22 protein-coding genes are annotated in these 26,546 nt (G+C 71.1%); 8 read left to right on the top strand and 14 right to left on the bottom strand.

Going from position 1 to position 26,546, the window contains the following annotated elements; genetic code table 11:
- Nucleotides 1-25: 25 nt before the first annotated feature.
- Nucleotides 26-1,408, top strand: coding sequence for a hypothetical protein (locus ACIP67_RS09115; RefSeq protein ID WP_401689700.1), 1,383 nt, complete (start codon nucleotides 26-28; stop codon nucleotides 1,406-1,408).
- 153 nt (nucleotides 1,409-1,561) lie between these two features.
- Nucleotides 1,562-2,113, top strand: a complete 552-nt coding sequence (locus ACIP67_RS09110) for a DUF4383 domain-containing protein (protein ID WP_401689697.1) — start codon at nucleotides 1,562-1,564, stop codon at nucleotides 2,111-2,113.
- A gap of 16 nt (nucleotides 2,114-2,129) precedes the next feature.
- Here the strand turns inward: ACIP67_RS09110 and ACIP67_RS09105 are convergent, their stop codons facing one another.
- The 3 genes from ACIP67_RS09105 to ACIP67_RS09095 form a co-directional block, all read right to left on the bottom strand.
- On the bottom strand, nucleotides 2,130-3,326 hold the full coding sequence (locus ACIP67_RS09105; RefSeq protein WP_401689694.1) for an amidase domain-containing protein: 1,197 nt from the start codon (nucleotides 3,324-3,326) through the stop codon (nucleotides 2,130-2,132).
- A gap of 145 nt (nucleotides 3,327-3,471) precedes the next feature.
- Nucleotides 3,472-4,758, bottom strand: a complete 1,287-nt coding sequence (locus ACIP67_RS09100) for a hypothetical protein (RefSeq protein WP_401689691.1) — start codon at nucleotides 4,756-4,758, stop codon at nucleotides 3,472-3,474.
- 45 nt (nucleotides 4,759-4,803) lie between these two features.
- Nucleotides 4,804-7,005 carry a transglycosylase domain-containing protein gene (locus ACIP67_RS09095; protein ID WP_401690298.1) on the bottom strand — a complete coding sequence of 734 codons (2,202 nt, stop codon included), beginning with the start codon at nucleotides 7,003-7,005 and terminating at the stop codon, nucleotides 4,804-4,806.
- A 288-nt stretch (nucleotides 7,006-7,293) separates the two neighbouring features.
- Here ACIP67_RS09095 and ACIP67_RS09090 point away from each other — a divergent pair, with 288 nt between their 5' ends.
- Entirely contained in the window at nucleotides 7,294-7,524 is a 231-nt protein-coding gene (locus ACIP67_RS09090; protein ID WP_401689688.1) for a zinc ribbon domain-containing protein, read from the top strand.
- A 33-nt stretch (nucleotides 7,525-7,557) separates the two neighbouring features.
- Here the strand turns inward: ACIP67_RS09090 and ACIP67_RS09085 are convergent, their stop codons facing one another.
- Genes ACIP67_RS09085 through ACIP67_RS09075 form a run of 3 tightly spaced genes read right to left on the bottom strand, consistent with a single transcriptional unit; the run spans nucleotide 7,558 to nucleotide 12,110 of the window.
- Nucleotides 7,558-8,403, bottom strand: a complete 846-nt coding sequence (locus ACIP67_RS09085; protein ID WP_401689685.1) for an HAD family hydrolase — start codon at nucleotides 8,401-8,403, stop codon at nucleotides 7,558-7,560.
- Nucleotides 8,403-10,895 carry a phosphoribosyltransferase gene (locus ACIP67_RS09080; RefSeq protein WP_401689682.1) on the bottom strand — a complete coding sequence of 831 codons (2,493 nt, stop codon included), beginning with the start codon at nucleotides 10,893-10,895 and terminating at the stop codon, nucleotides 8,403-8,405. The genes ACIP67_RS09085 and ACIP67_RS09080 overlap by 1 nt, the downstream gene beginning before the upstream one ends.
- A 39-nt stretch (nucleotides 10,896-10,934) precedes the next feature.
- Entirely contained in the window at nucleotides 10,935-12,110 is a 1,176-nt protein-coding gene (locus ACIP67_RS09075) for an HpcH/HpaI aldolase/citrate lyase family protein (protein WP_401689679.1), read from the bottom strand.
- 195 nt (nucleotides 12,111-12,305) lie between these two features.
- Between ACIP67_RS09075 and ACIP67_RS09070 the strand changes: the two genes are divergently transcribed.
- Entirely contained in the window at nucleotides 12,306-13,070 is a 765-nt protein-coding gene (locus ACIP67_RS09070) for a TerD family protein (RefSeq protein WP_401689676.1), read from the top strand.
- Nucleotides 13,071-13,160: 90 nt separating this feature from the next.
- On the opposite strand, the gene ACIP67_RS09065 is transcribed toward ACIP67_RS09070, so the two are convergent.
- The 6 genes from ACIP67_RS09065 to ACIP67_RS09040 all read right to left on the bottom strand — a co-directional run bounded on the left by ACIP67_RS09065 (nucleotide 13,161) and on the right by ACIP67_RS09040 (nucleotide 17,679).
- Nucleotides 13,161-13,898: a Tellurium resistance gene (locus ACIP67_RS09065; RefSeq protein WP_401689673.1), complete on the bottom strand. Its 738-nt coding sequence runs from the start codon at nucleotides 13,896-13,898 to the stop codon at nucleotides 13,161-13,163.
- Between the two features lie 97 nt (nucleotides 13,899-13,995).
- Nucleotides 13,996-15,141 (bottom strand): DUF475 domain-containing protein, encoded by a 1,146-nt coding sequence (locus tag ACIP67_RS09060; RefSeq protein WP_401689670.1) that lies wholly within the window; start codon nucleotides 15,139-15,141, stop codon nucleotides 13,996-13,998.
- Nucleotides 15,142-15,215: 74 nt separating this feature from the next.
- Entirely contained in the window at nucleotides 15,216-15,791 is a 576-nt protein-coding gene (locus tag ACIP67_RS09055) for a TerD family protein (RefSeq protein ID WP_401689668.1), read from the bottom strand.
- Nucleotides 15,792-15,892: 101 nt separating this feature from the next.
- Nucleotides 15,893-16,468 (bottom strand): calcium homeostasis/redox stress adaptation protein, encoded by a 576-nt coding sequence (locus ACIP67_RS09050; protein ID WP_389324771.1) that lies wholly within the window; start codon nucleotides 16,466-16,468, stop codon nucleotides 15,893-15,895.
- Between the two features lie 140 nt (nucleotides 16,469-16,608).
- Nucleotides 16,609-17,067: a peroxiredoxin gene (locus ACIP67_RS09045; RefSeq protein ID WP_401689665.1), complete on the bottom strand. Its 459-nt coding sequence runs from the start codon at nucleotides 17,065-17,067 to the stop codon at nucleotides 16,609-16,611.
- A gap of 174 nt (nucleotides 17,068-17,241) precedes the next feature.
- Nucleotides 17,242-17,679 carry a DUF3052 domain-containing protein gene (locus ACIP67_RS09040; RefSeq protein WP_401689662.1) on the bottom strand — a complete coding sequence of 146 codons (438 nt, stop codon included), beginning with the start codon at nucleotides 17,677-17,679 and terminating at the stop codon, nucleotides 17,242-17,244.
- 348 nt (nucleotides 17,680-18,027) lie between these two features.
- Between ACIP67_RS09040 and aceE the strand changes: the two genes are divergently transcribed.
- On the top strand, nucleotides 18,028-20,775 hold the full coding sequence (gene aceE, locus ACIP67_RS09035) for a pyruvate dehydrogenase (acetyl-transferring), homodimeric type (protein WP_401689660.1): 2,748 nt from the start codon (nucleotides 18,028-18,030) through the stop codon (nucleotides 20,773-20,775).
- Between the two features lie 517 nt (nucleotides 20,776-21,292).
- On the opposite strand, the gene ACIP67_RS09030 is transcribed toward aceE, so the two are convergent.
- Entirely contained in the window at nucleotides 21,293-21,598 is a 306-nt protein-coding gene (locus tag ACIP67_RS09030; RefSeq protein ID WP_401689657.1) for a small hydrophobic protein, read from the bottom strand.
- Nucleotides 21,599-21,830: 232 nt separating this feature from the next.
- Nucleotides 21,831-23,450 carry a DHA2 family efflux MFS transporter permease subunit gene (locus ACIP67_RS09025; RefSeq protein WP_401689654.1) on the bottom strand — a complete coding sequence of 540 codons (1,620 nt, stop codon included), beginning with the start codon at nucleotides 23,448-23,450 and terminating at the stop codon, nucleotides 21,831-21,833.
- 134 nt (nucleotides 23,451-23,584) lie between these two features.
- Between ACIP67_RS09025 and ACIP67_RS09020 the strand changes: the two genes are divergently transcribed.
- The 3 genes from ACIP67_RS09020 to ACIP67_RS09010 all read left to right on the top strand — a co-directional run bounded on the left by ACIP67_RS09020 (nucleotide 23,585) and on the right by ACIP67_RS09010 (nucleotide 26,499).
- Nucleotides 23,585-24,235, top strand: a complete 651-nt coding sequence (locus ACIP67_RS09020; RefSeq protein ID WP_401689651.1) for a TetR family transcriptional regulator — start codon at nucleotides 23,585-23,587, stop codon at nucleotides 24,233-24,235.
- Between the two features lie 116 nt (nucleotides 24,236-24,351).
- A complete protein-coding gene (locus ACIP67_RS09015; RefSeq protein ID WP_401689648.1) occupies nucleotides 24,352-25,569 on the top strand; it encodes an alpha/beta hydrolase in 1,218 nt (405 codons plus the stop codon).
- 57 nt (nucleotides 25,570-25,626) lie between these two features.
- Nucleotides 25,627-26,499: a DUF4429 domain-containing protein gene (locus ACIP67_RS09010; protein ID WP_401689645.1), complete on the top strand. Its 873-nt coding sequence runs from the start codon at nucleotides 25,627-25,629 to the stop codon at nucleotides 26,497-26,499.
- Nucleotides 26,500-26,546: the final 47 nt, after the last annotated feature.

Below are 26,546 nucleotides of genomic sequence, written 5' to 3'. Positions count from 1 at the left end.
GCCGATGACAGCACGGGAGAGGGATGTGACGGCGACACCAGCACAGCCGTACTCGCCGTCGGTGCCGCGCGCACGCCTGCGCGTGCTCGGGGACACCCTGACCCTGCTGGCCGCCGTGCCGCTCGTCGCCGCCCTCGCGCTGCCCGCCGCGTTCGCCGGCGGCGGCACCCGGCGCTGGTTCGGCGGCCGGGCGGAGAGCCAGCGGGCGGAGGCGCAGGCCGCGAAGGACGCGGCGGCGGCCGCGTTCTACGAACTGGACACGGCACAGCGCGACCTGCGGATCTCGATCGAGACGATCACGGCGGTCGACGACTCGCCGGCCGCCCGGCGCGCGGTCGCCGACTTCGAGGGCATCGGCCGGCGCATCGACGAGGTGAGCCACCAGTACATCCAGGCCGTCGACGCCCATGACCTCGACCGGGACGACCTGGAGGCGTCGGCCGCCACCCGGGCGCGCGCCGAGCTGACCCGGGCCAAGGACGAACTGGAGCGCGTGAAGCGGGAGCTGGACCGGTTCGCCGAGGGGCTCGGTCCGCTGCTGGGCAAGGCCGAGACGCAACTGGCCCGGCTGGCGCCCGCCGTCGAGCGGGCCCGGCAGGCGCTGCTGGCCGCGTCGAACGCGCTGGACGCCGCCCGGGGCACGGGGCTGAGGGCCGACGACCTCGCGGCCCGGCTCGCGGCGCTCGCGCCCGAACTGACCAAGCTGAACCAGGGCGCCGGGCAGCACGGTGTGCCGCAGACGCTGGAGCGGGCCGAGCGGGTCTCCCGGGAGGCCGAGGCGATCCGGACGGAGGCCGGGCGGCTGCCGGAGCGGGCCGCGGAGATCGACCACCGGCTGGTGTCGCTGCGCACCCGGGCGCAGGCGCTGACGACCCGGGCCGGGCAGGTCGAACCGGTGCTCAGCGAGCTGCGCCGGCGCTTCACCGCGGCCTGCTGGCAGGACCTCCAGCACGTCCCCGACCAGGCCGTGGAGCACATACGGCAGGCCGAGGCGAAGCTGGCCGGGGCACGCGACGCGCGGGACGCGCAGCGCTGGGCGGACGCCACCGCGCTGCTGTCGACCGCGCGGGCGCTGCTGAACTCCACCGACGAGGCGGTGTCGGCCGCCGGGGACCGGCTGACCCGGCTGAACGCCGTGCAGAAGGACCCGCGGCAGGAGATCGACCGGACCCGGTTCGCGATCCGGGACGCGCAGCGGCTGGCGATGGCGGGGCGCAGCACCCCCGACCCGCGGGACGCGCGTCCGCTGGACGATTCCGTGGCGCGCCTGGAGCGGGCGGTGGCCACGCTGGAGGGACGCCACCCCGACTACTGGCACTTCCTGACGGAGACGGAGGCCGTGCGGCACACGGTGGCCGGTGTGGTGGCCCGCATCCGTGAGGAGCGGGGGGCGGCGGCCGGCCCCTGAGCCGTCACTGCCGTCACTGCCGTCGCCGCGGCGCCGGCGGCGCTGCCGTTGCCGCCGGAGCACACCGGGCGGATATTGGGAAGGACGGCCGGGCCGCGTCCGTACGGGCGCGAACGGCCGCCGTGGGCACCTCACACCCTCAGGGAGGCGACGATGGCCACCCACGCAGTGCACGGCAGGCAGCGGAAGCGGATCGACTTCGACGAGCACCTACCGGTCGACCACCGCCTGAACCGGGTCTACCGGATCGGCGCCGGTGTCATGGGCCTCGGACTGCTCGTCTTCGGCATCTTCGGGATCCTGGACCGGATCGGCTTCTTCGACACGGGCGGTGACACCGTCTGGGGCCTGAACACCAACGGCGCGCTCAGCTGGCTGTCGGTCGCCGTCGGGCTGCTGCTGCTCGTGGGCATGGTGATCGGCGGGAACGTCGCGTCGACGCTGAACATGGTCCTCGGCGTCCTGTTCATCCTCAGCGGCTTCCTGAACATGGCCCTGCTGGAGACGCCGTACAACTTCCTCGCCTTCGAGATCCAGAACTGCATGCTCAGTTTCGTGATCGGCATCCTGCTGCTGGTCTTCGGGATGTACGGCAGGGTCGGATCGGCCCTGCCGCACGACAACCCGTACTGGCGGGCCCGCCACCCCGAACTCGCGGAGCGGCGGGACGTTCACCAGGAGCGGCGCAAGGAGTTCCCCGCCTGACCGGGCACGGGCCCGGTCAGGTGCGGTAGGCGTAGTACGCGGCCGTGGGGTACGACGCGATGATGCTCGCCACCGACCTGCTGTAGGTGTTGGTGGAGTGGTACGTCACGTACGGCACGCCCTGGCTGCGGGACGTGACGATCATGGTGTGGTCCTTGGAGCCGTCCTTGTCGAAGTCGACCTGGAGCACGTCGCCGACGTCCAGCTGGTAGACGTTGGCGAGGCTGGTCGTCCGCTTCGAGTTCTGGGCGAACCAGGACCACTCGTTGACGCCGACGAACGAGTCCGACTGGATGTCGGCGTTGCCGAACCACTTGGTGTAGTCGTACACGTAGCCCGGGACGTGCTTCCAGCCGCCGGCCTTCAGGGCCTGGCTGACGAAGTTGGTGCAGTCGCCGCCGGCGCCCGCCCCGTTGAAGTCCGGGTAGGCGGTGTTGTAGGTCGACCAGTACTTCTTCGCGTACGCCGCCATCGCCTGGTAGTCCAGGCCGCTCGCGGTGAAGTTCTTCGCGTCGGCCGCGGCGGGGTACGTGGTCGACGCCTTGGGCGCCGACGGCGTGGTGGTCGCGGCCGTCGTCGCCGTCGGCGTCGCCGCGGTCATGGGCTCGACGGTCGGCTCGGCCGGCTGGTTCACCGCGAGGTAGCCCTCGTCGGTGTCGCGGACGGCGGTCAGCTGCCAGTCACCGTTGCGGTCGGCGGTGAACGTCAGCTCGTGGTGCGCCTGGAAGCCGGTGGTGTTCGGCTCGTCGCCGCGGACCTTCTGGTAGGTGAGCGTCGTGGTCTCGGTGACCGCGACCTTGGCCTTGCGGCCCTTCACGCTCGTGGCGTCCAGGGTGACGGTGGTGCTGCCCTTGGTGTACTTCTCGCCGAGCTTGGCGAGCCGTTCCTTGCGCCGGTCCAGCGAGGACAGGGCGGCGTCCTCCTTGCGGGCCTGGCCCGAGGACATGCGTACGTCACCGGAGAAGCCGTCGGTCAGCGGCTCCTCCCGGCTTCCCTGCCCGCCCGCGACCAGGGCGTCGGTGCGGTCGGTGAAGACCGCGTCCGCCAGCCGCTGGAAGGTGGCCTTGGTCTTGGCGTCCACCGTCGGGTCGTCGACGACGGAGGCGCCCGCGCTCCAGTTGGGCAGCAGTGCCACCCCGGCGACGACCGAGGTCGCCGCCGCCCCGAGTATCGCGGCACGCCGCCGCGTACGGCTCAGTTTCCTTGACTTCACTGATGTTTCCCCTCTTGCCCCGGCGGAGGGATGCCGGGGAGAGGGCATCCTTGCATGGTGCGCACGGCCGTTGTGAAGAGGGAGGCGCCTGTGGGCCGAGGACGTTACTGGAACGTCATTCCCCGGCCCGCGCCCCCCTCGGCGGTCACTGCACGACGGTCGACCAGTCCGGCGACTGCGCCGGGTCCAGGGTGCGCAGCCGCTCCAGCGTCTCGGGCGTCTGCACGTCCATCCAGTCGGCCAGTTCCTTGAAGGAGACGCACTTGACGTCCTTCTTGGTGCACACGTTCTTGATGACCTCGTCGACGGCGTTCATGTAGATGCCGCCGTTCCACTGCTCGAAGTGGTTGCCGATGAACAGCGGGGCCCGGCTGCCGTAGTAGACGCGGTCGAAGCCGGCCATGTAGGTGTCGGTGGTCTCCTGCTGCCACTGCGCGTACATGGCCGAGTCGCCCTCGGTCTCGCCCGCGGACTGGTTGTAGAGGAAGTTGAAGTCCATGGACAGACCCTGGTAGTCGCCGTTCTCGTACGGCAGCATCTGGAGCGGGAAGTCCCAGATGCCGTTCTTCTTCGTCGGCCAGATCTGGAAGTCGCCGGCGGAACTGGCGTCGTAGCGCCAGCCGTAGCTCTTGGCGGCCTTCAGCAGGTTCGCCTGGCCCTCCAGGCAGGGGGCGCGGCCACCGGTGACCTCCTTCTCGAAGTCGAAGGGCAGCGGGTCCATGTCGGTGTAGCCGGTGTTGGTCTTCCAGTTCTCGACGAAGGAGTAGAACTGGTCGATCTCGCTCTTCCACTCCTCGACGCTCCAGTCGCCGCCGCCCTCCTCCCCGCAGAAGTGGCCGTTGAAGTGGGTGCCGATCTCGTTGCCCTCCTCCCACGCCTTGGCGAGGTCCTCGAGCGTGGTGCGGATGTGTTCGTCGGTGGGGAAGCTGATCGCCGCGGAGCCCTTGGGGTGCTGGGGCGGGCTGTAGAGGTCGGCCTTGCTCTTGGGCAGCAGGTAGATGCCGGTGAGGAAGAACGTCATGTGGGCGTCGTACTTCTTCGCCATCTCCCGGTAGTGCGTGAACAGCCCGTCGTCGCCGGCGAGCGCGCCGTCCCAGGAGAAGACGACGAACTGGGGCGGTTTCTCACCGGGCTTGAGCGGTTCGGCCTTCAGCTGGCCGTCCTGCGGGCCGGTGTAGGAGGTGGAGCCGTCCCCCAGGACTTCGGTCTTGCCGTCCCATTCCGGCTCCTCGGACGCCGCCGCGGTCGTCTTGTTGTCCCCCGAGGACGCGGTCGGCGTGGTGTTGTCCGTGCGGTTGAGCACCAGGTAGCCCGCCGTCAGTGAGGCGACGACGAGGAACGCCGCCAGGGTCAGGAACCCCGGGTGGAAGGCGGTGCTGCGGCTGCGGCGCGTTGCCCGGGCCTTGCGGCGGCGGCCCGACGGTGGCTTCATTGCGGCTCATTCTCCAGGCGGTTGGGGAGGTGGCCCGCTCGGTGGTCAGCCGAGCGGGTTCATGGCACCGGACCAGATGTCGTAGGGGACGCTGTCGTCACCGGTGCCCGCGATGCCCTTCAGCGGCAGTGGTTCGAGGCTCTCCTCCAGGTCGATGCGGTAGACGACGACGGCCGTGGAGACGGACGAGGCGGTGCCCACGTACCAGGCGGCCGTGTCCTTCTCCGTGGTCCCGGCCTTGCCCGCCACCGCCGCGCCGGCCGACGCGGCGTCGGGGTGGGCGGTGCGGAAGGAGTCCGTGAGCGCGCTGTTGACCTCCTCGGCCACGTCCTGGCCGACCGCGCGGGTCGGGTCGGGCAGGTCCAGGCGGACCTTGGTGCCGTTGTGGGTGATCTGCCGCACCGAGTAGGGCTCGGTGTGCTTGCCGGCCGCGGCGAAGGTGGAGTAGCCGCTGGCCATGCGGATGGCGCTGGGCGTGGAGCTGCCCATGGACAGGGCGGGGACCTGCGCGCCGATGCTGGAGGACAGCAGTCCGGACGCCTCGGCGGTGGCACGCACCTTCTCCAGGCCGACGTCCATGCCGAGCTGCATGAACGGGGTGTTCACCGACAGCGCCAGGGCCTCGTGCAGCGTGATGTCCCCGTACGACTTGTCGCCGTCGTTGCTGGCGGACACCTTGCGGCCGCTGCGGTCCCAGTACGGCCCCTCCGGTGTGGTCACCGGCACGTCGTCGTCGCCGTCGTAGACGGACTCCCCGGTGACCGGGGTCGCCTCCCCGTCGCGGCTCTTCTGGACGCCGTGTTCCAGTCCGGCCGCGTACACGAACGGCAGGAACGCCGTACCGGCGGGGACGGTGGTGGCGTTGGACTCGTTGTAGCCCTGCGTACGGTGGTCGGGGCCGCCGTACACGGCGAGGATCCGGCCGTCGTCGGCCACCGACGCGGCACCGTAGTGCGCGGTCTTCGCGGTCTCCGGGTCGTCCTTGAGGGCCTTCTTGCGGGCTGCGGTGACGGCGTCGGTGAGCTCGGTCTCCAGGTCCTTGTCGAAGGTCGTGTAGATCTGGTAGCCGCCGAGGTCGAAGTCCTTGTCGGAGATCTTCGCGGTTTTCTTGGCGTACTGCGAAGCCAGCTCGACGAGGTAGTCGCTCTGCTCACCGGTGTCGTACAGCGGATTGCTCTTGAGCGGCTCCGGGAACTTCTTGTACGTGGCCCGCTCGGCCGCGGACAGCTTGCCGATGACGACCATGCGGTCGAGGGTCCAGGACCAGCGTTCCACAGCGCGGGCGCGGTTGGCGCTGCTCAGGGTCGGGTCGTACAGGCCGGCGCCCTTGAGGAGGGAGGCGAGGAAGGCGGCCTCGCTGGCGTTGAGCTTGCTGACGTCCTTGCCGTAGTAGGCCTGGGCGGCGCGCTGGATGCCGTAGGTGCCGCGGCCGAACCAGCTGGTGTTGAGGTAGCCCTCGAGGATCTCGTCCTTGCTCATCTGGTTGTCGAGCTTGAGGGCGATCATCGCTTCGGTGAACTTGCGGCTGACCGTCTGGTCCTGGTTGAGGTAGACGTTCTTGACGTACTGCTGGGTGATCGTGGAGCCGCCCTGGGTGTCGCCCTGGCCGATGGTGCGGATCAGGGCGCGGCTGATGCCCTTGAAGGAGATGCCGGGGTCGCTGTAGAAGCTCTCGTTCTCGGCGGCGAGGACCGCCCAGCGGACGTCCTCGGGGATGTCCTCCAGCGGCATCGCCTGCCGCTGCACCCAGCCGGTACGGGCCATGGGCGTCCCGTCGGCCCAGAAGTACACGTTGTCCTGCTGGGTGGCGTACGTGTTGAGGTCGTCGGGGATGTCGGTGGCCGCGTAGGCGACGACCAGGAAGAGGCTGCCGAGGCCTATGGAGGCCAGCGCACCGCCCAGCCACTGCCGCCAGGAGGGCAGCCACCGGCGCCAGCCGGTGCGGCCCGGCCGCGGGTACTGCGGCCGCATACGGCGGACGTGAGGCATGACACGTGCGAGCAGGGGGGCGAGGACCGCGGTCAGGGGGGCCAGCCGGGCGGCCACGGGGGCGAGCACGGGGGCCAGACGGGCGCCGAGCGAAGGCTTGGGCGCTTTGCGCCGTTTTCCCGATGTGCGAGACCCGCTCGCCGTCTCCGGCCCACCGGAGGAGTTGGAGACGTCCCCCTTGTCGGGTATGCCCTGTTCCGGTACCCGCAGTTGCATGGTCTCGTCCGCCTTGAAAGGCGTCGGAACCTTCAACTGCATGGTGGCGTCCGGCTCCTGGGGCTCCTCCCCCTGCCCCGCCTGGGTCACGATGTGTCTCCCTCCGCACTGACGTATTGCTCGCGTAGGCAGACGTACAGACGAACGAGGGTCCGACATGGTTGCCGTTGACGCGGCTGCAAACCCTGAATCCCCCCGACCTCGCGGTTCTCGCGGCGCTCTCAAATTACCAGCGCTCTTCGCAAACTCTCCACATAAGAAATCGACAGAAGTGAACACCATCGAAACGGACGGGCCCACATCGTCGCAAAGGCGGATTAGCCTGTGAGCATGCCTCGCTACGAGTACCGCTGCCGGACCTGCGGCGACACCTTCGAACTGAGCCGTCCCATGGCCGAGTCCTCCGCCCCCGCCGACTGCCCCGCCGGTCACGGCGACACGGTCAAACTGCTGTCCACAGTAGCTGTGGGCGGCACCGTTTCCGCCCCCGCCCCCACACCGGGCGGCGGGGGCGGGGGCGGGGGCGGAGGCGGCTGCTGTGGCGGGGGCTGCTGCGGCTGACGGCACAGCCCTCAGCCGGTGCCGGGCGGGTGGCTACCTTTCGCGGGCCTCCTTCAGGAACTCGCGCAGGATGCGCTCGCCCGCCAGGACGCCCCGCTCGGGCAGTGCCGTGATCCGGGGTGCCGTCCAGGCCGCGTCGGCGAGTTCGCCGTGGCCCGGGCGCCACCCCCGGTCGCCCGCCAGCAGGAGGTCGGCGTCGAGGAGGGAGTCCCCCGCCGTCAGCGTCAGCTCGGCGCCCGTGCGGCGGGCCACCTCGCGCACGGCCGCGCTCTTGGTGAGCGGCTTCGGCACGGCGTAGAGCTTGCGGCCCTGCACCGACACCGTCCAGCCCCGGTTCTCCGCCCAGACCGCCAGCTCCTTCACCCACTCCTCGGGCAGCAGCTCGCGCTCCACCACGAGGTAGGCGAACAGGTCCTCGGCGATGCGCTGCTTGCGCAGCCACAGCGGGTCGGAGCAGGCCGCGAGGTGCGCCTGCACCTCCGCGAGCGGCGCGCACTCGTCGGCCAGCCGCGCGGTCACGGCCGTGTGCCAGTCGTGGTCGGACACGCCGTCGACCAGCAGATGGCCGCCGTTCGCGCAGATCGCGTACTTCGGCGCGGGACCCGGCAGGTTGATCCGCTGGTATTGCTTGCGCGTCCGGGTGGTCGTCGGCACGAACACCGCCGCGTCCCCGAGCTCGGTGAGCAGCCCCGCCGCCGTCTCCGTCAGGTACGACAGCGGCCGGCTCTCGTGCACCTCCACGCACAGCAGCCGGGGGGCTGGGGGTACCTCCCGCGCGAGCTCGTTCGAGCGTGGGGGAGCGTCCGGCGTGGTCAGCGCGAGGGCCGCCGCGGAGTAGATGAGCGTCCGGTCGAGATCGCTCGCCACCAGGACCGGCATCAGACCGCCACCGCCTTGCCGTCGGCGCCCGTCGCACCCCGCGTGTACCGCGGGTGGATCAGCCCCACACAGGTGTACGGCAGCTCCCCGACCTCCTCCACCGGTACCCCTCTCTGCCCGGCCAGCAGCCGGACGTGGTCCAGATCGGCGCCCGCCCCGGCCCGCGCCAGGATCTTCCACGGCACCCGGCGCAGCAGCACCCGGGTGGTCTCGCCGACGCCGGGCTTGACGAGGTTCACGTCATGGATGCCGTACTCCTCGCTGATGCGCTCCACTGCCGCCCAGCCTTCCCAGGTCGGCGTGCGGTCACTCACCAGGAGCTCCTTCACCGCGACGTCCACCGCGTCCCCGACCTCCGGGAACCGGGCGGACACCGCGTCCAGGAAGGCGCCCGAGACGTCCGCGCCGAGGAGCTCGCGGTAGAACTTCGCGCCGTGGAAGTCGTCCGGCCCGACCAGGTCGGCGCGCAGCACGGTCCGCGATATCAGGCCCGAGACCGTGGAGTTGAGGCAGGCGGAGGGGATGAGGAAGTCGTCGCGGGTGCCGTACGTGCGCACGCAGGAACCCGGATCGGCCAGCACCGCGATCTCCGGACTGAAGCCGGCCGCGCCGCCCGCGGCCTCGAACTCCTCGATCGCGGCGGCCAGTTCACGGGTGATCGCGCCCTTGCCGGTCCAGCCGTCGACGAAGACCACGTCCCGCGGGTCGTGGTGGGCGGCCAGCCAGCGCAGCGCGTTGGCGTCGATGCCGCGGCCGCGCACGATGGAGACCGCGTAGTGCGGCAGGTCGAGTCCGTGGCGGTACCGGGCCCAGCGGCGCATGAGCACGCCGACCGGGGTGCCGGCGCGGGCGAGGGAGACGAGGACCGGGCGGGGCACGGCGGTCTCCCCGTCGGCCGGGGGCCGGGAGCGGGGGAGCTCCGCGATCACGGTCTCGGTGACCACGCCGACCGCCTGCGCGATCCGCGCCGCGGACGTCTTCAGGGCCGCGTGGAACAGCTCCTGGTACTGCTCGCTGGGCTGGTACTCCACCGGCAGCGACTCCGCGTAGTGCGCGCCGCCGCTCTGGATGGCCTCCTCGCGCTCCTCGGTCGGCGCCTCCAGCGTCACCTCGGAGAGGTCCTGGAGCAGCCAGCCGACCTCGTCCGGCGCGTACGAGGAGAAGGCGGGACCACGGAGGGGCTCGGGCAGCATGGCGGTTCCTTCTCCAGGCAGGGCGTCGGCGTACAGCGGCTCGGGGACGTACGAGGGGACGACCGCGAGGACGACGTGCGGGGTGTGGGCGGCGAGCCGGGACAGCAGGCCCCCGGCGCCGTGCAGGTGCGGGGTGTCGGCGACGGAGTCGACGACGGCGACGACGGCGTCGAAACCGCCGCCGGCGACGTTGTAGGCGTAGCGCTCGCCGGGGCCGTCGGCCGGGTCGTCGTGCGCGGGGAAGACGATGCGGCTGCGGATCGCGTACCCCGGGTCGTCGACCGCGAGCACGGGAGAGCGGGTGGTCGTGGAGTAGCGCACCTCGGCGGCCACGGCCCGTTCCAGTTCCCGTGCCAGCCGCAACGGCGCGTACATCAGCTCCTCGAAGCCCAGCACCAGCACCCGCCGGGCGCCGTCGGGCAGCGCCTGCGCGAGCCGGGCGGCCATCGCGGGCAGCGCGGCCTCCAGCCGGGCCCGGTGGGCGGGGGTGAACCCGTGGCGGCCGCCGTCGGGCAGTCCGCGCGGCCAGCCGAGGTCGACCCGGACGCACCGGCCGTACGGCTCGGCGTCCGCGGCCGCCGGGCTCTCGTGCCGGGCGACCAGCTCCTGCCCCTTGCGCAGGACGCCGTCCGGGAGGGTCACCGTGCCGGAGGCGGCCGCCACCAGGTCCACCCGGGCGCCGATCTCGCGGGCGAACTCCCGCAGCCGGCCCGCGTCGGCCGGGGAGCGCATGTCGACCAGGGCGACGACGACGTACCGCCGCCGCGGGTAGCGCTCGTGCAGGTCGCGGATGGTGTTCAGGACGGTGTTGCCGGTGGAGAACTCGTCGTCGACCAGGACCAGCGGGCCGTCGCCGACCAGCAGGGCCGGGTCCTCCGGCAGGAGCAGGTGGGACGTGGCGTGCGAGTGGGACTCCTCGAAGCCGCCGGCCCGGGCGACCCCGGGCACCGGGCGGCGGGTGGAGTGCAGGCAGGGGGCCGTGCCGAGCCCGTCGGCGACGGAGTGGCCGAGGCCGGTGGCGGTCTCCGCGTACCCGAGGACGACCGCCCGGTCGGCCTCCTCGCCCAGCAGGTCGCGCACCCGGCGGCCCAGGGCGACGCCGTGGCCGTACACCACGGACGGCGACTGCGGGACGTGCTTGCCCAGCACGTTGGAGACGAGCAGGTGCGCCCGCCGGGGGTTGCGGCGCAGCGCCAGCCCCAGCAGTCCGGTCAGCTCGTCGTCGCCCGTGAGCCGGATCCCGAGCCGTTCGGCGACCCAGTTCCCGGACCAGACCCCGTTGTTCATTGCGTTGTTCATGCGTCCCTATGTCGTGAGGCGATGGCGTGGGGCGGGGCGTCAGGCGGGTTCGGCCGGGATGCCCGCGGCGAGCAGGTCGACGAAGCTGACGTCCTCGTGGGCGACGCCGAAGACCTCCGCCCGCAGCATGGTCCGCTCGGCCCACGCCCGGTGCGGCTTCACCTCGTTCATCTTGTTCGTGTACGCCGACCTCAGCACCCCTCCGCCGCCTCGCTCCGGCCGCAGGATGTCCGCCGCGTCGCTGTACTCCTCGTGGCTGACGACGGACAGCGCGTGCACCGCCGGTACGTGCGAGGGGTGGATGCAGGTCTTGCCGAGCAGGCCGTTGGCGTGGTCGAGGGAGATCTCGCGCAGCAGCCCGTCCATCGCGTGCGCGATCAGCTTCTCACGCAGCTCCACGGCCTGTCCCTCCAGGAAGGGGCTGTGCCGCAGCATCGGCTTGAACATCCGCTCGGGGACCCGGAAGTACTCCCACACGGGCCCGGTCACCGTGAACCCGCTGCCGTCGGCCCGCCCCAGCATGTTCACCACGTCCGCGATCACGGAGGCGACGATCTGCACGTCGTAGGCGGTCATGTCGGGGGCCCGGCGCAGGCCGTACGCGGAGCAGAAGTCGGTCACGCCGAGGCGCAGCGCGAGGACCCGGCTGCGGTACTTGTCGACCGCCCGCGCGATGCCCTCCAGGGCGTCCACGCGTGTCTCCCGGTACATCAACTCCGGGGTCTCCAGCACGGGCATGCCGAACAGGCGGCGCCCGCTCGACGTCTCGGCCCCGGTCAGCGCCTCCAGGAAGGGGATGCCGCGCTCCTCGGTGAACTTCGGGAACACGAAGCCGCTCAGCAGCCGCACGGCCGGTCCGAGGCGCCGGACCAGGTCGGGGATCTGCTCGGGCGTGCGCACCCGGATGAAGAGCAGCGGCAGCTGTACGTCGTCACGGGCGGCGAGGCCGGTGAACTGCCGGACCAGGTTCTCCTCGCCCCGCTCGACGTCCTCGTCGCCGATGGAGTCCTCCAGGCACAGCACCATCGACACGACGCCGCGCCCGGCCTGCTTGAGGACGTCCTCGGCGAGCCGGGGGCGGGTGGCCGGGCTGTAGAGCGTGGCGCCCAGCGCCGCGGCCAGCAGCCGGGCCGGGGAGTCGGCGTCGAAGACGCACGGCTCACGGTGGAACAGGCGCTCCCGCACCTCAGGGGCGAGGTGCCCGAAATGACGCATATATCTCCCCCGTGGTGCAACGTAAGACTGTGGATTCGGTAAGCGGTGGCCGGTAATAGTACGTAGAGACCCGTGTCAGGGGTTCCCACTGGTCATGAACTCCAGGTAACGGGGACCGGCACAGCTGTGCCGGGCGCCGTGTACCCGATGTACCCCGCGTTGTCGTGAGCAGAACCGAGAAGGCAGGATGGCCGCATGACGCACGCGATGCTGAAGGGGTCGAACGTCCCGCTGGAAGCCACCACGGTGCGGGCCGTGCTGCGTTGGACACCCGGGCAGGGAGTGCCCGATGTCGACGCCTCGGCGCTGCTCCTCGGCGCTGACGGCCGGGTGCGGTCCGACGAGGACTTCGTCTTCTACAACCAGCCGCGGCACCCCTCCGGGAAGGTCTGGCGGCTCGGCAAGAAGCGGGTCGCCGAGGGCCTCACCGACACGATCCAGACAGATCTGAGCGGTGTCGAGTCCGGCGTCGGCCGGATCCTCCTGGTCGCGTCGGCGGACGGCGTCGCCTTCGACCGCGTCCGTTCCCTCGGCATCCTGCTGTACGACGCGGCGGTCGCCGACGGCGCGCCCCTGGCGACCTTCGACATCCGTCCGGAGACGGGTGAGGAGACGGCGCTGATCTGCGGTGAGCTGTACCGCCGCGGGGACGGCTGGAAGTTCCGCGCCCTCGGCGAGGGCTACTCCAACGGCCTCAGGGGTCTGGCGAACGACTTCGGCATCTCGGTGGACGAGTCGGAGGAGGCGCAGTCCGCCGACCTCTCGCCCCGCCCCGCCCAGCCGCTCCCGCCGGAGCAGCCGACCACGGCCGTTCCCCAGCAGCCCCCCGCCACCTACGGCTATCCGGCGAACCTTCCCACGCACGGCTACGGCTATCCGGACGCCGCCCGGCCCACGGCGGCCGTGGCGCGGGAGTTCCGGATGCCGCCGCAGGGACCGCAGTTCATCGGCCGCCAGTGACCTGAGGAGCCGCGGGGCCCCGGGGGACGTCGTCGGCGTGCGCGGCCGGGGGCCCGCAGGCCCCCGGGGACGGGAGCGGCGCCGGTGCGGTCACCGGTCGGCCTTCGTCTTGTACCCGCGCCCCCACTGCAGCCCCCATCCGTACAGCCGGTCCAGCTCCCCCTGGAAGCCGTACACGAACTTCACCTCGCGCCGTACCACCATCTCGCCCTTGACGTTCTCGATCATCACCACCGCGCACGAGCGGGCCTGCGGATGCCGTTCGTCGAGGCCTATCTCGATCCGCGGCCCGTTGCTCGGGTACAGCGTGACGATGGCGTGCGTCCGGTCGAACGCCGGCGTCTGGTCGTAGATGTAGACGAAGACCAGCAGCCGCTTGATGGCGTCCCGGTGGTCGAGGTTGACGTACATCGTCTCGCCGGAGCCGGACCCGAACCGGTCGTCCCCGGTGAGCTTCACGTACGGCGGCGCGTTGACGTCGCCGAGGAATCCGCCCAGCGGCTGGACGACCCCCTTGGTGCCGTCCTCCAGCTCGTACAGGCAGCCGAGGTCGAGGTCGACGTTGACCATGCTCTGGCTGTGTCCCATGACCTCCGGCGGGCGCAGCGCCTTGAAGGGGTGGCGCAGCAGGCTCTCCCGCGGGGAGCCGCCGATGTCGGAGGTGCGCATGCGCCAGGTCAGGTTGATGCGCAGGTGGCCGGTGGCGGCGTCCTGCTTGGTGAGCGAGACCTGGCTGTGCCGTTTGGTCAGCTCGATCGCGTTGGTCGCGGCGCTGCCCGAGTCGAAGTCGGCTGTCCGACCGGGCCAGAGTCCGTCGAAGAAGCCCATTCCCGCCCCCTGTTGTGCTGTCGAAGACCGGCGGGGCGGCCCGAGGACACGTCCTCGACGGCCGCCCCGCACAGAGCGTTCCTCACCGGGAAGCTGATCACACCCCGGAGGAGACCTCGGTCTTCTCGTCCGAGCCGGTTCCGCCCTCGGTGGCGGCGAGTGCCTTGTTGCGGCGGACGGAGGACCAGAAGGACCAGGCGATCAGCACGACGCCGACCAGGCCGGTGATGATCTCGCTGATCTGGTACTGGATGGTGACCAGCAGGATCATGGCGAGGGCGCCGATGGCGTAGTGGGCTCCGTGTTCGAGGTAGACGTAGTCGTCGAGGGTGCCCTGGCGGACCAGGTAGACCGTCAGCGACCGCACGTACATGGCGCCGATGCCCAGGCCGAGGGCCATCAGGACGATGTCGTTGGTGATGGCGAACGCGCCGATCACGCCGTCGAAGGAGAAGGAGGCGTCCAGGACCTCGAGGTAGAGGAACATGAAGAACGCGGCCTTGCCGGCCAGGACGACCGCGGAGCGGGGCTTTCCGCTGCGTTCGGCCTCTTCCTCGGCCTCGTGCTCGCGTTCCTCCTCCTCTTCCAGCTTGTCCTCGAAGAAGCCGGAGAGGCCGCCGACGATCATGTAGGTGATCAGGCCGGCGATGCCGGAGATCAGGACGGTCTCGGCCTTGTCGGCGTGGGCCCCGCCGTGCTGGTGGGCGTGGGTGGCGAAGGTCATCGAGGAGATCAGCAGGACGATCAGCGCGATGCAGACCGACAGCATGTCGACCTTGCCGAGCTTGGCCAGCGGCCGCTCCAGCCAGGCGAGCCACTTGATGTCGCGGTCCTCGAAGACGAAGTCCAGGAAGATCATCAGCAGGAACATGCCACCGAACGCGGCGATCGACGGATGGGCGTCCGTGACCAGCTGCTGGTAGCGGTCCTTGTCGGTCAGGGCGAGGTCGACGGCCTCGATCGGGCCCATCGAGGCGCTGACCGCGACGATCACGACGGGAAAGACCAGCCGCATGCCGAACACGGCGATGAGCACGCCGACGGTGAGGAAGATCTTCTGCCAGAAGGCGTTCATCTTCTTCAGGATCCCGGCGTTGACCACCGCGTTGTCGAAGGACAGCGAGATCTCCAGGACGGAAAGGATCGCCACGATACCGAAGGCGGTCCACCCCCCGTAGAAGACCGCCGCGACGAGGCCGAGCGCGGTGACCGCGAACGACCAGCCGAAGGTTTTCAGTACCACTGGCTACCCAATCCTGTCTGGGGGTCCCCCCAAGCGCAGCTCGGGGGAGGCTTTCCCCTGAGCTGTACCCGGCTTTACGAAACGTTGACTCCGAAGTCTAGAGCGATGCCCCGCAACCCGGACGCGTACCCCTGTCCGACCGCACGGAATTTCCATTCGCCCTGGTAGCGGTAGAGCTCTCCGAAGATCATCGCCGTTTCGGTGGAGGCGTCCTCGCTCAGGTCGTACCGCGCGAGCTCCTGGCCGTCTGCCTGGTTGACGACGCGGATGAACGCGTTGCTGACCTGGCCGAAGGTCTGGCCGCGCTCATCGGCCAGGTGGATCGAGACAGGGAAGACGATCTTGTCGCACCGGTCCGGCACCTGGGAGAGGTCGACCAGCAGCGACTCGTCGTCGCCCTCGCCCTCACCCGTGAGGTTGTCGCCGGTGTGCTCCACGGAGCCGTCGGGGCTCGTGAGCTGGTTGTAGAAGACGAACCACTCGTCGCCCAGCACCCTCCCGCCGGTGCACAGCAGCGCGCTGGCGTCGAGGTCGAAGGGGGCTCCGGTGGTGGAGCGCGCGTCCCAGCCGAGGCCGACCATCACCTGAGTGAGGTTCGGCGCGACCTTGGACAGGGAGACGTTTCCTCCCTTGGCGAGTGTGACGCCCATGATGCTGGTCCTCCCCGTAGGTCTTGCCTCTCCGGTTGTCCTGCGCGTCCGGCGCCGCCCGTAAACGGTGCGGCACCGGACGGTGAGCGGGTGGGCCCGGCTCAGACGTTGACGCCGAAGTCCTGCGCGATGCCGCGCAGGCCCGAGGCGTACCCCTGGCCGATGGCACGGAACTTCCACTCCGCGCCGTGCCGGTACAGCTCGCCGAAGACCATCGCGGTCTCCGTCGAGGCGTCCTCGGAGAGGTCGTACCGCGCGATCTCCGCCTCGCCGGCCTGGTTCACGACGCGGATGAACGCGTTGCGCACCTGGCCGAAGGACTGCTGGCGGTTCTCGGCGTCGTAGATCGAGACCGGGAAGACGATCTTCTCGACCTCGGCCGGCACGGCCGCGAGGTTGACCTTGATCTGCTCGTCGTCGCCCTCGCCCTCACCGGTGATGTTGTCGCCGGTGTGCTCGACGGAACCGTCGGGGCTCTTGAGGTTGTTGAAGAAGACGAAGTTGGCGTCGCTGGCGACCTTGCCGGAGTTGTTCAGCAGCAGCGCGCTCGCGTCCAGGTCGAAGTCGGTGCCGGTCGTGGTGCGCACGTCCCACCCCAGACCGACGATGACCGCGGTCAGGCCCGGGGCCTCCTTGGTCAGCGATACGTTGCCGCCCTTGCTGAGGCTGACTCCCACGAGTCCTCCATTGGTGTTCAGGGGCGGGGAGCCCCGCCGTGCGTCGGATATCGGATCAACGATTCGATCCTAGTGACGGGTTCCCGCCCCCCGCAGGCCCTGCAACCGAAGAATCACAGGGTGTCGGCCCCGGCCCGGGATCAGAGGGTGTCGAGTGCCGCGACGTACTCGCCGAGGTCGCGCGCGTCGGGCAGCGCGTTGACGACGGTCCAGCGCACGACGCCCTCCTTGTCGATGACGAAGGTGCCGCGCACCGCGCACCCCTTGTCCTCGGCGAACACGCCGTAGGCCCGGGAGACCTCGCCGTGCGGCCAGAAGTCGCTCAGCAGCGGGTACTCCAGGCCCTCCTGCTCGGCGAAGACGCGCAGGGTGTGGACGGAGTCGTTGGAGACGGCGAGCACCTGGGTCTCGCGGTCGGCGAACTTCGGCAGGTTGTCGCGCACCTCGCACAGCTCGCCGGTGCACACGCCGGTGAAGGCGAAGGGGTAGAAGAGCAGCACGACGTTCTTGCTGCCGCGGAAGTCGGACAGCTTCACGGTGGCGCCGTGGTTGTCCTTGAGTTCGAAGTCGGGGGCCTTGTCGCCGACCTGGATCGCCATCGTCGTGAACCCTTTCGCTGGGCTTCGCCGGAACCGTTGCGACGCGTCCGGGACGGGGGACCGCCCGGGCGCGCCGGGAACCACCCTACGCAGCGGTCACGGCGCACTCGCGGACGGGCCGACGTGGCGTCGGCCCGTCCGCGGCGATGGGACCGGGGTTCTACCTCGACGAGGTCACTTCTTGGGCTTGGCGGCCTTCGGCGTCACCAGCCGGCTGCCGCTCCAGTCCTTGCCCACGCTGACGCTCTTGCTGGCCGACAGACCCGCCGTCGTCGAGGCTTCAGAGATGTCACTCGGTTCCACGTACCCCGTCCGGCCGGTCTTCGGCGTGAGGAGGAGGATCGAGCCGCCTTCTTCGATGTACGTGGTGGCGTCCACCAGCGCATCCGTCAGGTCGCCGTCCTCGTCGCGGAACCACAGCACCACGGCGTCGGCCACGTCGTCGTAGTCCTCGTCCACCAGGTCGCTGCCGATGACTTCCTCGATGGACTCGCGGAGCTCCTGATCGACGTCGTCGTCGTAGCCGATCTCCTGGACCACCTGCTCGGGCTGGAACCCCAGCCTGACGGCAGGGCTCGTCCGCTCCTCCGCGTGGTCCGCGGTCGCGCTCACGGGTTGCCTCCTGATCATGTTTCGGGAATAACTCAGCCACGCGCGTGCGCGAAGCATTGGCCGTAGTCCACACGGGCGGGGCGGATCGCGCAAGTACCCGGCGGTTCAGACCGCCGAAACGGTGACGATCCGGGCCGTGTCGACGCAACTCCAGCCACACGATCGGGGCCATTGGTGACATACACCACACCTATCTGCCCTGTTTGCACGATTGGGAACCGTCGGTGGGTACGAGATTCGAACAACTGCCGGTTACCTCTCGGTAGAGGTGACGATCGCGCCCGCGAGGTACACGATGGGGGAACGGTGCAGGCAGACGGAGAACCCAACGAAAAGTAAGGGAACAGCGTGGCTTCCGCATCCGATCGCAACCCGATCATCATTGGCGGCCTTCCGAGTCAGGTTCCTGACTTCGACCCCGAGGAAACCCAGGAGTGGCTCGACTCCCTCGACGCCGCCATCGACGAGCGCGGCCGGGAGCGGGCCCGCTACCTCATGCTGCGCCTGATCGAGCGGGCCCGCGAGAAGCGCGTGGCCGTGCCCGAGATGCGCAGCACGGACTACGTCAACACGATCCCCACCAAGAGCGAGCCGTTCTTCCCCGGCAACGAGGAGATCGAGCGGAAGATCCTCAACGCCACCCGCTGGAACGCGGCCGTGATGGTCTCGCGCGCCCAGCGGCCGGGCATCGGCGTGGGCGGCCACATCGCCACCTTCGCCTCCTCCGCGTCGCTGTACGACGTCGGCTTCAACCACTTCTTCCGCGGCAAGGACGAGGGCGACGGCGGCGACCAGGTCTTCTTCCAGGGCCACGCCTCGCCGGGCATCTACGCGCGCGCCTTCCTGCTCGACCGGCTCGGCGAGCAGAACCTGGACGCCTTCCGGCAGGAGCGGTCGAGGGCGCCCCACGGGCTGTCCTCGTACCCGCACCCGCGGCTGATGCCGGACTTCTGGGAGTTCCCGACCGTGTCGATGGGCCTCGGGCCGATCGGCGCGATCTACCAGGCGCGGATGAACCGCTACCTGCACGCGCGCGGGATCGCCGACACCTCGAAGTCCCACGTGTGGGCGTTCCTCGGCGACGGCGAGATGGACGAGCCGGAGTCGCTCGGCCAGCTGACCATCGCCGCCCGCGAGAGCCTGGACAACCTCACCTTCGTCGTCAACTGCAACCTCCAGCGGCTCGACGGCCCGGTGCGCGGCAACGGCAAGGTCATCCAGGAGCTGGAGTCGGTCTTCCGGGGCGCCGGCTGGAACGTGATCAAGCTGATCTGGGACCGCACCTGGGACCCGCTGCTGGCCCAGGACCGCGACGGCATCCTGGTCAACAAGATGAACATCACGCCGGACGGTCAGTTCCAGACGTACGCCACCGAGACCGGCGGGTACATCCGCCGGCACTTCTTCGGGGACGACCAGCGGCTGCGCGCGATGGTCGAGAACATGACCGACGACCAGATCCTGCACCTGGGCCGTGGCGGTCACGACCACCGCAAGATCTACGCCGCGTTCAAGGCGGCCGTGGAGCACACCGGCCAGCCGACGGTGATCCTGGCCAAGACGGTCAAGGGCTGGACGCTGGGCCCCAACTTCGAGGGCCGCAACGCCACGCACCAGATGAAGAAGCTGACGGTCGACGACCTGAAGCGCTTCCGCGACCGGCTGCACCTGCCGATCTCCGACCGGGAGCTGGAGAGCGGGCTCCCGCCGTACTACCACCCCGGGCGGGACTCCGAGGAGATCCAGTACATGCACGACCGGCGCAAGGGGCTCGGCGGGTACGTCCCGACCCGTGTCGTCCGCGCCCGGCCGCTGGCCCTGCCCGACGACAAGACGTACGCGACCGTGAAGAAGGGCTCCGGCCAGCAGTCGATCGCCACCACCATGGCGTTCGTCCGACTGCTCAAGGACCTCATGCGGGACAAGGAGCTCGGCAAGCGGTTCGTGCTCATCGCGCCGGACGAGTACCGCACCTTCGGCATGGACTCGTTCTTCCCGAGTGCGAAGATCTACAACCCGCTGGGTCAGCAGTACGAGTCCGTCGACCGCGAGCTGCTGCTCGCCTACAAGGAGTCGCCCACCGGGCAGATGCTGCACGACGGCATCTCCGAGGCCGGCTGCACGGCCTCGCTGATCGCGGCCGGCTCGGCCTACGCCACGCACGGCGAGCCGCTGATCCCGGTGTACGTCTTCTACTCGATGTTCGGCTTCCAGCGCACCGGCGACCAGTTCTGGCAGATGGCCGACCAGCTGGCGCGCGGTTTCGTGCTGGGCGCGACGGCCGGCCGCACGACGCTGACCGGTGAGGGCCTCCAGCACGCGGACGGCCACTCCCAGCTGCTCGCCTCCACCAACCCGGGCTGCGTCGCCTACGACCCGGCGTTCGGCTTCGAGATCGCCCACATCGTGCAGGACGGTCTGCGGCGGATGTACGGCGAGACCGCCGACGGCCGGCCCGGCGAGGACGTCTTCTACTACCTCACCGTCTACAACGAGCCCATCCAGCACCCGGCCGAGCCGGCGAACGTGGACGTCGAGGGCATCCTCAAGGGCGTGTACCGCTTCAGCGAGGGCACCTCGGGGGCGGTCCCGGCGCAGATCCTGGCCTCGGGCGTCGCGGTGCCGTGGGCGGTCGAGGCGCAGCGCATCCTCGCCGAGGAGTGGAACGTGCGGGCCGACGTCTGGTCGGCGACGTCCTGGAACGAGCTGCGGCGCGAGGCCGTGGCGTGCGAGCGGCACAACCTGCTGCACCCGGAGGAGGAGCAGCGGGTGCCGTACGTGACGCGCAAGCTGGCGGGGGCCGAGGGTCCGTTCGTCGCCGTCTCCGACTGGATGCGGTCGGTGCCGGACCAGATCGCGCGCTGGGTGCCGGGGCCGTACCAGTCGCTGGGTGCCGACGGCTTCGGGTTCGCGGACACGCGCGGCGCGGCACGGCGGTACTTCCACATCGACGCGCAGTCGGTGGTGGTGGCGGTGCTGACCGAGCTGGCGAAGGAGGGCAAGGTCGACCGGTCGGCGCTGAAGCAGGCCGTCGACCGGTACCAGCTGCTGGACGTCGCCGCGGCCGATCCCGGCGCGGCGGGCGGTGACGCGTAGCCGCCGGGAGCGGACGGGCCGAGGGGTGGGGGGGGGGGGGGGCCGCCCCCCCCCCCCCCGGGGGGGCCCCCCCCCCCCCCGGGGGGGGCCGGGGGGGGGGGGGCCCCCGCGGCGGGGGGGGGGGGGGGGCCCCGGCCCCCGGGGGGGGGGGGGGGGCCGGGGGGGGGGGGGGGGGGGGCCCCCCCCCACCCCTCGGCGGGTACGGCTCCCGGCACCTGCGGTGCCTGCCTGGCTGGGCGGCCCCGGCGAGCCGTCGAGGGCCGGGCCGATGCCCGCCGCGTTCTTTCGCCCCGCCGCCCTTGCCCGTCCCCTCCCCCCGGGGGCTCCGCCCCCGGACCCCCGGCCTTTGCCACCCACCACCCGTCTCGGTGGGTGGAGAGGCGAGCCCCTCAGCCCGTCCGGCGATTGAGGACGAGGCCCGTTCAGGGCCGACAGCGGGGGTCCGGGGGCGGAGCCCCCGGAGACGGGACGGGAAAGGGCGGCGGGGGCGCCTCGACGCCCCGCACCGCCCGGTGGGTCAGAGCAGCCCGCCTCCCGGCCCGGCCGCTCCCGCGAGCCAGATGACCGCCAGGAGCGTGTCGATGGCGCCCAGGACGACGGCGACCAGGGCCGGTACCGGGCGGGGACCCGCCCAGGTGCGGCCCATGGCCAGCCAGCCGCAGACGATCGCCGCCGGACCGAGCACGATCCCCAGCGTGAAGAAGCCGGCGACCGCGCAGACGAGGCCGATGATGCCGAGCGTGGCGCTGTCCGGCCCGGTCCGTGACCACGTCCGGCCACGTGAACGGGGGTACCTGCGTGTGCCGCCACCAAAGCCCGTCATCGTCGACTCCCTCGTCCTCAAGGTTGCTTCGATGGTTCGGGTATCCCGTCCCGCCGGTCCCATACCCCCGTGGCCCCGGGGCCGGCGGCGCGCTGTCCCCCTCCGGCAGCGCGCCGCAGCCCGGGCCGCCCTCCCATCCGGAGGGCTTGACCCACTGTGACCTGCGACACGTGCCGGGGGCGAGGGACCTTTAGCGTTCTCACCCTGATAGGGGAACTTCCTTGAAGTTCCGTCAGATGTGACCGACCCCGGCGCCCGCCTCCGCGTTCTCGCCGCGCTTGGTGAGCAGGGCGACGAACACCGCCACCACCGCGACGCCCGCCGCGACCAGGGACGCGAGGCTCATTCCGGAGATGAAGGTGTCGTGGGCGACGTCCGTGATCTTCGCGGCGATCGCGGCCGGGGTGCCCTGCGCGACCGGCGCCACACCGACCTGGACGGCCTCGGAGGCCTGGTCCAGCTGCTCGGGAGTGAGCTCGGGCAGGCCCGCGTCCTTCCAGTTGCCGGCCAGGTCGCCGTCGACCTTGGAGGCCATCACGGCGCCGAGGACGGCCGTACCGAGGCTGCCGCCGATCTGCATCGCGGCCTGCTGGAGACCGCCGGCCACGCCGGAGAGCTCCATCGGCGCGTTGCCGACGATGACCTCGGTGGCGCCGACCATCACCGGGGCGAGGCCGAGACCGAGGAGGGCGAACCAGACGGACATGATGCCGCTGCCGGTGTCCGTCTCCAGCGTGGACATGCCGAACATGGCGATCGCGACGCAGAGCATGCCGCCGGCCAGCGGGACGCGCGGGCCCAGCTTGGTGATCATCGCGCCGGCGAGCGGCGAGCCGACGATCATCATGCCGGTGAGCGGGAGCAGGTGCAGGCCCGCGTCGATCGGGCTCATGCCGTGCACGTTCTGGAGGTAGAACGTCACGAAGAACAGGCCGCCCATGAAGGCGATGGCCATGAGGACCATCAGCACGACGCCCGCGGACAGCGCGACGGAGCGGAACAGCCCGAGCGGGACGAGCGGCTCGGCGACCCTCGTCTCCCAGAACGCGAAGGCCGCGAAGAGGATCGCGGAGCCCACCAGGAACGCCCAGGTCCGGCCGTCGCCCCAGCCCCACTCCGGCGCCTTGATGAGGGCCCAGACCAGGCAGAACATGGCCGCCGACAGCAGGGCGATGCCGAGGATGTCGAAGGAGCGCGGAGCGTTCTCGGCGCGGTGGTCGAGCAGGATCAGCACGCCCAGAGTGAGGGCGACGACGCCGACCGGGACGTTGATGAAGAACACCGACTGCCAGTTGACGTGCTCGACGAGGACGCCGCCGAGGATCGGGCCGCCGGCGGTGGAGGCGCCGATGACCATGCCCCAGATGCCGATGGCCATGTTGAGCTTCTCGGCCGGGAAGGTCGCGCGCAGCAGGCCCAGCGCGGCCGGCATCAGCAGCGCGCCGAAGAGGCCCTGGAAGACGCGGAAGGTGACGACCAGCGCGATGCTGTCGGAGAGGCCGATCGCGCCGGAGGCGGCGGCGAAGCCGACGACGCCGATGAGGAAGGTCTGGCGGTGTCCGAAGCGGTCACCGAGCTTGCCCGCGGTGATCAGGGAGACCGCGAGGGCGAGGAAGTACGCGTTGGTGATCCACTGCACCTCGGCGAAGGTGGCCCCGAGATCGCTGGCGATCGCCGGGTTGGCGATGGCCACGATGGTGCCGTCGAGGGCCACCATCATGACCCCGACGGCGACGGTGATGAGCGTGAACCACGGGTGCCCGCGCAGCCCGCCGGCCGGCTGCTGGTCCGCCGGAGTGAGAGGCGCCCTGCCTCCCGGGCCCGACGGGTCGACGGTGGTCTGACTAGTCATACGATCGAGGCTAGTGACAGCCACTGACAGTTGACAAACCAATTCACAAGTCGGTAACTGTCACGTCACCCGCCCCTCGCTCGCGCCGGCCGGACCGGAAAGACCGGACGGACGGGGGCGTACGGAAGGAAGACATGCTCGTGGTGGAGACGTCGGCGGCGATCGGCCTGCGCGAGCGCAAGAAGCGGCGCACCCATGACGCGCTGCTGCGGGCCGCCCTCGAACTGTTCACCACACAGGGGTACGAGCGGACCACCGTCGACGAGATCGCCGGCGCCGTCGACGTCTCGCAGCGCACCTTCTTCCGCTACTTCGCCGGCAAGGAGGAGGCCGCGCTCGCCCTCACCGAGATGACGGTGCGGCGCTTCGTGGAGGAGGTGCGCGCCCGCCCGCGCCACGAGCCCCCGATGGAGGCGCTGCGCCAGGCCGTGCTGAACGGCTGGTACTCGATCCACGAGGTCATCGAGTCCGTCGCGTCGGTCGAGCTGTACCTGCGCATGTACCGGGTGATCGAGTCGACCCCGGTCCTGCTCGCCGCCCATCTGCGGCGCTCGGCGGAGATCGAGGAGGCGATCGCGCGGGTGCTCGCCGAGCGGGAGGGGCTCGACGTGGACGCCGACCCGCGGCCGCGGGTGGCGGTGGCCGTCTTCGGCGGGGTGATGCGGGTGACGGAGCGGCGGTGGAGCCTGGGCGAGGACTTCAGTGTGGACGGCATCCGCGCGCTGACCGCGCGGTACCTCGACCAGGTGGGACCGGCCCTGCTGGGCAGCTGGCGCACGGTGTGAACGACGGCCGTGCGCGGGCCCTGAGGGTGGTTATGACCATCGACACGCCTACCGAAACGTGATCCCCGTCACTGACGCCTCTCGAGACCTTCCCGTTCTCCTAGTGTGTCCTTTCAGTGACTTCCTTCGACACCTCCCCACAGCTGAACCTGTGGCGCGCGCTCCTCGCGCTGGCCGTGGTGTTCCTGATGCTGGCGACGACCGGCTGGACCGCCGTGCGGCAGAGCCGGGAGACCGGCGCCCTGCGCGCCTCGCTCGCGGCCTGGGAGGACGGCCGGATCGGCGGACGGCGGCTGCCGGACCCGCACACCGCGCCCGACCGGCTCGCCCGGTTCTTCGCCTCGCTCACCGCACCGCAGCGGACCGCGCTCGCCCGCCGCTACCCGCTCGCGGTCGGCAACATGAACGGCGCCCCCCTCGAGCTGCGCTACCGCGCCAACCGCATCGCGCTGCGCGCACAGGCGCGGATCGAGCGCGCCCGGGTGCACGACAGCCGGCTCTCGCCCGCCGGACAGCACGAGGCCGGCCGGCGCCTGCACCGTTTCGAGGCGATGAGCAGCCCCGACCGCGAGATCCTCGCCTTCGACCCGGAGGGGGCCGGCCGGGCCGCCGAGGTCTTCGGCGACCTCGGCCGGGCCGAGCGGATCTCCGTCGTCGTCCCCGGTGTCGACACCGCACTGCTCACCTTCCAGCGCACCTACCGCCGGTACTCCGCGCCCGTCGGCATGGCCCAGGCCCTGTACCGCGCCGAGCACGCGGTGAGCCCCGCGACGCGGACGGCCGTGATCGCCTGGGCCGACTACACCTCCCCCGCCGGCCTCGGCATCGACTCGGCCACCGCCATGCGGGCCGAGTACGGCGCCGTACGGCTCGCCGCGCTGCTGCGCGCGCTGCCCGGCGGGGCGCCCGTCTCGTTGTTCTGCCACAGCTACGGCTCGGTGGTGTGCGGGGTCGCCGCACCCGCGCTGCCGCGACGGGTGACGGACATAGCGGTGGCCGGCAGCCCCGGCATGCGGGTGGAGACGGCCGCCCAGTTGCGCACCTCCGCCCGGGTGTGGGCGATGCGGGACGCCGACGACTGGGTCCGGGACGTGCCCTACCTGGAGCTCGGCGGCCTCGGGCACGGCGCGGACCCGGTGTCGGCCGCGTTCGGCGCGCGGGTGCTGTCGGCGCGGAACGCCGACGGGCACGGCGGCTACTTCGAGCCCGGCACGGACAGCCTGCGCAACTTCGCCGGCATCGGCACCGGCGCGTACCTTTCGGTGCGCTGCGCCGACGGGGACGACGTCTGCCGGGCCGGTTTGTCCGGCACCACGGCGGGCGGACGCGCGTAGAGGCGCAGGAATTGCGGTGTGCGCGGGGTGGCGACGGATGACTGCGCGCCGCATACGATGAGCCGCATGGGTGACGTACTGGCCGGATTTCATGCCGCCTGGGAGTTCGAGTCCGATTCCGTCCTCATCCGCTACGAACGGGGCCTGCGCACGCCCAAACTGTTCTCGGTGCTCGGGGAGCGCCGGATCCCCCTGGCGGCGATCGCCGGTGTGACGCTCGAACCGGGCAGGCGGGGGACCGTGGTGCTGCGGATCGAGCCGCGGGCCGGAGCCGATCCGCTGACCGAGGCGGCGGCGGGGCAGCTCCAGGAGGCGAGCGACCCGTACCGGCTGGTGCTGCCCGCCGAGCGGGAGACGCTCGCGGAGTACTACCGCGACGAGCTGCGGGCGCGGATGACGGAGTCCGGGCCGGCGGCGGAGCGGTTCCTGGTGGCCGCGCCCGCCGTCCCGCTGTCGTTCAAGGCGTACGACGCGAAGGCGTCCTTCGACGGGCGCACCGTGCACTTCCGGTGGTCGTGGACGGGGGCGTCCTCGGCGAAGTGGAAGGCAGGCGACCAGAGCTTCCCGGTGTCCGGGCTGAACGGGGTGGAGTGGCGCTCGCCGGAGGTCTTCGAGGGGCATCTGCGGCTGTTCCGGGGCGAGGAGGCGCCCATGCAGGCGGACCAGGACCCGGGGGCCGTCGTGTTCGGGCTGGGGTACGGCTCGGTGCACGAGTCGTTGCCGTTCGCGGCGGCCGTCCTGGCGGCGGTCCGTTCGCGCGGGGCGCCGGCGGTGGTCCCGGCGGCGGCCGTGCCGCGCCAGGACGGCCGCCGCCGGGACCCCGCGGACGTCGCCGACCGGATCCGGCACCTCGGGGAGCTGCACCGGGCCGGGCTGGTCACCGACGAGGAGTTCTCCGTGAAGAAGGCCGAGCTGCTGGCGGAGCTGTAGTCCGCGGCCCTGGCCCCGGAGCCGGCAACCCCGGGAGCCGTAGTCCG

The organism is Streptomyces sp. NPDC088812, assembly GCF_044750285.1.
Taxonomy (GTDB): Bacteria; Actinomycetota; Actinomycetes; order Streptomycetales; family Streptomycetaceae; genus Streptomyces.
This window is presented reverse-complemented; position numbering and strand designations above follow the sequence as displayed.

Bases quoted from the DNA above. Each gene is read 5' to 3' on its own strand.
- ACIP67_RS09110 (WP_401689697.1), top strand. From the start codon at position 1,562: ATGGCCACCCACGCAGTGCACGGCAGGCAGCGGAAGCGGATCGACTTC.
- ACIP67_RS09100 (WP_401689691.1), bottom strand. From the start codon at position 4,758: ATGAAGCCACCGTCGGGCCGCCGCCGCAAGGCCCGGGCAACGCGCCGC.
- ACIP67_RS09095 (WP_401690298.1), bottom strand. From the start codon at position 7,005: ATGCAGTTGAAGGTTCCGACGCCTTTCAAGGCGGACGAGACCATGCAA.
- ACIP67_RS09090 (WP_401689688.1), top strand. From the start codon at position 7,294: ATGCCTCGCTACGAGTACCGCTGCCGGACCTGCGGCGACACCTTCGAA.
- ACIP67_RS09085 (WP_401689685.1), bottom strand. From the start codon at position 8,403: ATGCCGGTCCTGGTGGCGAGCGATCTCGACCGGACGCTCATCTACTCC.
- ACIP67_RS09080 (WP_401689682.1), bottom strand. From the start codon at position 10,895: ATGAACAACGCAATGAACAACGGGGTCTGGTCCGGGAACTGGGTCGCC.
- ACIP67_RS09075 (WP_401689679.1), bottom strand. From the start codon at position 12,110: ATGCGTCATTTCGGGCACCTCGCCCCTGAGGTGCGGGAGCGCCTGTTC.
- ACIP67_RS09070 (WP_401689676.1), top strand. From the start codon at position 12,306: ATGACGCACGCGATGCTGAAGGGGTCGAACGTCCCGCTGGAAGCCACC.
- ACIP67_RS09065 (WP_401689673.1), bottom strand. From the start codon at position 13,898: ATGGGCTTCTTCGACGGACTCTGGCCCGGTCGGACAGCCGACTTCGAC.
- ACIP67_RS09055 (WP_401689668.1), bottom strand. From the start codon at position 15,791: ATGGGCGTCACACTCGCCAAGGGAGGAAACGTCTCCCTGTCCAAGGTC.
- ACIP67_RS09045 (WP_401689665.1), bottom strand. From the start codon at position 17,067: ATGGCGATCCAGGTCGGCGACAAGGCCCCCGACTTCGAACTCAAGGAC.
- ACIP67_RS09030 (WP_401689657.1), bottom strand. From the start codon at position 21,598: ATGACGGGCTTTGGTGGCGGCACACGCAGGTACCCCCGTTCACGTGGC.
- ACIP67_RS09025 (WP_401689654.1), bottom strand. From the start codon at position 23,450: ATGACTAGTCAGACCACCGTCGACCCGTCGGGCCCGGGAGGCAGGGCG.
- ACIP67_RS09020 (WP_401689651.1), top strand. From the start codon at position 23,585: ATGCTCGTGGTGGAGACGTCGGCGGCGATCGGCCTGCGCGAGCGCAAG.
- ACIP67_RS09010 (WP_401689645.1), top strand. From the start codon at position 25,627: ATGAGCCGCATGGGTGACGTACTGGCCGGATTTCATGCCGCCTGGGAG.